At 62.5% G+C, this 2,727-nt stretch carries 4 protein-coding genes and 2 pseudogenes; 2 read left to right on the top strand and 4 right to left on the bottom strand.

All coding sequences use genetic code 11. The annotated features are described in order from the left end of the window. The 3 genes and pseudogenes from QOI01_RS22195 to relB form a co-directional block, all read right to left on the bottom strand. A pseudogene (locus tag QOI01_RS22195) lies at nucleotides 1-246 on the bottom strand (IS110 family RNA-guided transposase); the annotation flags it as partial. A 466-nt stretch (nucleotides 247-712) separates the two neighbouring features. Then, complete coding sequence (locus QOI01_RS22190; protein ID WP_526384764.1) at nucleotides 713-1,207, bottom strand: hypothetical protein; 495 nt, start codon at nucleotides 1,205-1,207, stop codon at nucleotides 713-715. Nucleotides 1,208-1,210: 3 nt separating this feature from the next. Continuing rightward, nucleotides 1,211-1,522, bottom strand: a complete 312-nt coding sequence (gene relB, locus QOI01_RS22185; protein ID WP_526384762.1) for a type II toxin-antitoxin system RelB family anti-toxin — start codon at nucleotides 1,520-1,522, stop codon at nucleotides 1,211-1,213. 346 nt (nucleotides 1,523-1,868) lie between these two features. On the opposite strand from relB, the pseudogene QOI01_RS22180 reads away from it, so the two are divergent. Together QOI01_RS22180 and QOI01_RS22175 are read left to right on the top strand one after the other, a co-directional pair. Then, nucleotides 1,869-2,027, top strand: a pseudogene (locus QOI01_RS22180) (metallopeptidase family protein); the annotation flags it as partial. Nucleotides 2,028-2,089: 62 nt separating this feature from the next. Next, nucleotides 2,090-2,230 (top strand): metallopeptidase family protein, encoded by a 141-nt coding sequence (locus QOI01_RS22175; RefSeq protein ID WP_526384768.1) that lies wholly within the window; start codon nucleotides 2,090-2,092, stop codon nucleotides 2,228-2,230. Nucleotides 2,231-2,557: 327 nt separating this feature from the next. Here QOI01_RS22175 and QOI01_RS22170 read toward each other — a convergent pair whose 3' ends face one another. Continuing rightward, nucleotides 2,558-2,716, bottom strand: coding sequence for a type II toxin-antitoxin system ParD family antitoxin (locus QOI01_RS22170; protein WP_526384766.1), 159 nt, complete (start codon nucleotides 2,714-2,716; stop codon nucleotides 2,558-2,560). Between the last annotated feature and the right edge of the window lie 11 nt (nucleotides 2,717-2,727).

Below are 2,727 nucleotides of genomic sequence, written 5' to 3'. Positions count from 1 at the left end.
CGACGGCGCAGCCACCACACACTCGACTCCCGCCGACTCAAACGCCCGGGCCAGCCCGAACCCCGTCGGACCAGCCTCATACGTCACCGCCACTGGCACTGGCAACCGGCCGATCCAGTCCAGGATCTCGCGGTGATCCGGACACAACCGCTGCTCGACGACTTCACCGGTTTCCCGGTCCAATCCGCACGCCATGACCGATCGTGCGTGCACATCCAACCCAACGCTCGTACGCTGACCTAACACTGGGGCCTCCTCACATCTGTGGCTCTACCGGCCAGGACCCAATTCCTGACGGCAACCCACATTCACGTGCGAGTGAGGCCCCAGCCCCCCATACGGTCTAAAACCGGCTGGACTCATTCAGTGGGAACACGCCATTATGAACTCCGGTGAGCGACGACACGGCTTTGAGAACTTCGGCCACTTGGTGACATCTAGGTGACGTCAGAATTGAGACGGTGACACGGATTTTGAGAACCTACAAACCGATAATGACCAATAACGCGAAACAGAACCGCGACAGGTGAAGCCGATGCGCCACGGCGATGGTCTTCATCGGACTGTCGTCTCGAATCGTCACGGATGAGGGTTCCATCTTGACCCAGCGCGTCGGCAATGTCGTACAGCCGCTCGTAAAGAAGCCCGCGTCGACCACACCCAGGGATAGGCACATCGATCGACGCCACAACGTCCGGTGAGAAGCCTGGATTTACTGCGGCCGATCACGAGTCGCCAAAAGCTCACGCAACGTCGGCAGCACCCGTTGATCCTTTGGCCGGTTCGCGGCCTGCTTCGACCGGATCACGTCGGCGAGGGAGGCGATATGCACGGTGACGTCGTAGAGCTGCACAGCTGTGGCGTCTCGTCGCAGATCCGCATATCCCTGTGTGCCTGAAGGTTCGAACGCGAGGTCCAGGTCGCCGACCTCGGTTGTGAGATTCCAAGTCCGCGCCGCCGCCAATCCCTCGGCATCACACCCGAACGGCAACCCCTCCGGCAGGGATTCGGTGCGGACCCTGGCGTTGATCTCGCGCAGGGCCGCCGCGAGCCGACTCAGATTCGGTTGGTCGGCCTCGGGAGTGATGTCGGCGTCTTCGGTGGGAAATGGCGACCCGTGATACACCGCCGCCAGGCCACCGATCAGCACATAGACAACCTGATGGCGGTGAAGAACCTCGAATAGCCGCGCCAGGTCGAGGTCCATCGCTCACGCCCCACGCAGCGTCGTTAACTGGTGCTGAAGACGGGCGTGGCGGTCGAGGCGCTGCTGACCCGTCAGGTCGGCCAGGCGGGCGGCTTGAGCCAAGTCGCTCACGTCGCGGGGAACCACCGCCAACTCGAGGTCCAAGCCGCACAGCCGTACCAACCGCGCCACATCGTCAAGGCTGACCGCGGTGCGACCAGACTCCCAGCGGGTGATCGCCGGCTGCGCCGTCCCAGCCCGCGCCGCCAACTCGGCCTGAGTAAGCCCGGCCCGGCGTCGCGCCTCTCGGATCAAATCGCCCCCATAAGCACTCACGCCAATAGTATAACAGATCTGTTATATGAGCCGGTTGAGTTGAGGCGTTGCAGGTCCCGGCGCCGTAGATCAACAGTGGTGAGATCCGCTGTCAGAGCTGCGTTCATACGAGGGGCATGTCCGTAGAAGCTATGGAAACCCGGACCGGCTGGCTTCCCAGACGGATGAGATATGCGTCTCCGGCGGCGGCAGATCCGGCGGTGCGTCGGTTGTCCGTGCGCCGACCAGAGTTGCTGCGTCGATAACCCCACGCTACGTCAGGTCGACGTGACCTCGACAGACAGTCGCCTTGAACGACTCTTAGCGTTACCTCTATCCCAGCACCGATTCTGGCACCATTGCTGAGATGAATGCGCGTTCGATGCCGGGTCTCAATGATCCGTTCGAAGAGGCGATTGTCGACGCGCTGAGCTCCCTGCCGGCGGAGCTCCGCGGGGCGATGAGCAACGTCGAGATCGTCGTCGAGGACGAGCCTCCCGACGGGCAGCCGCTGCTCGGCCTGTACCGCGGCGTACCGCTGCCGCGAAGGAGCAGCACGTACAGCGGAATGCTTCCCGACAAGATCGCATCTTCGGCGGGCCGATCACGCGACTCGCTGCCCGCGACGACGATCGTCTACGCCACAAGGTCAGACACGTCGTGCTCCACGAGATCGCGCATCACTTCGGGATCAGCGACGAGCGGTTGATCGAGCTCGATCGCTACTGAGGTGGTGCTGACGCTCCGCTTGTATCTTGCCGTTGCCGACAGATCGACCAATAACTTCCTACGCCGGGAATCGTTGCCTAGTAGACACCGTTGAGCCGGAATCACTGGTGGCGCAGAAGAATCGGAGCGATGAATGCTGTCATCACAAACGACTCGGCTGCGCTGACCGCCTCGACTGGCAGCAGACAACAGGCGCCTAGAAACCTCGCCCCGGCCGTGTGTGCCATCACCACCGATAACACGTTTTTTCTCAGGGGTAGCAGTCACGTAATCCCCCAGGTTCGGGTGCTGCGGCCGGTGGGTCTGCAGCCACTCTCGCGGGATGGTTCAGTTAGTGTCGCCGTACTGAGTGCGCTTGCAGGCGACGAACGCGTCGAAGTCGAACGGGGTGGATTCACCGCTTTGTTCGCCGTCGGCGAGGGCGTCGCGCAGTACGCGCAGACGCGTTTCGTGGACTGTAGGCCGAGGCGGCAGGGGCTGGCGCATTGAAACGTCCT

This window comes from Mycobacterium sp. (assembly GCF_032162605.1).
Lineage (GTDB): Bacteria > Actinomycetota > Actinomycetes > Mycobacteriales > Mycobacteriaceae > Mycobacterium.
Note: the sequence above shows the minus strand (reverse complement) of the source record. Positions and strands in the feature narration are given on the sequence as shown.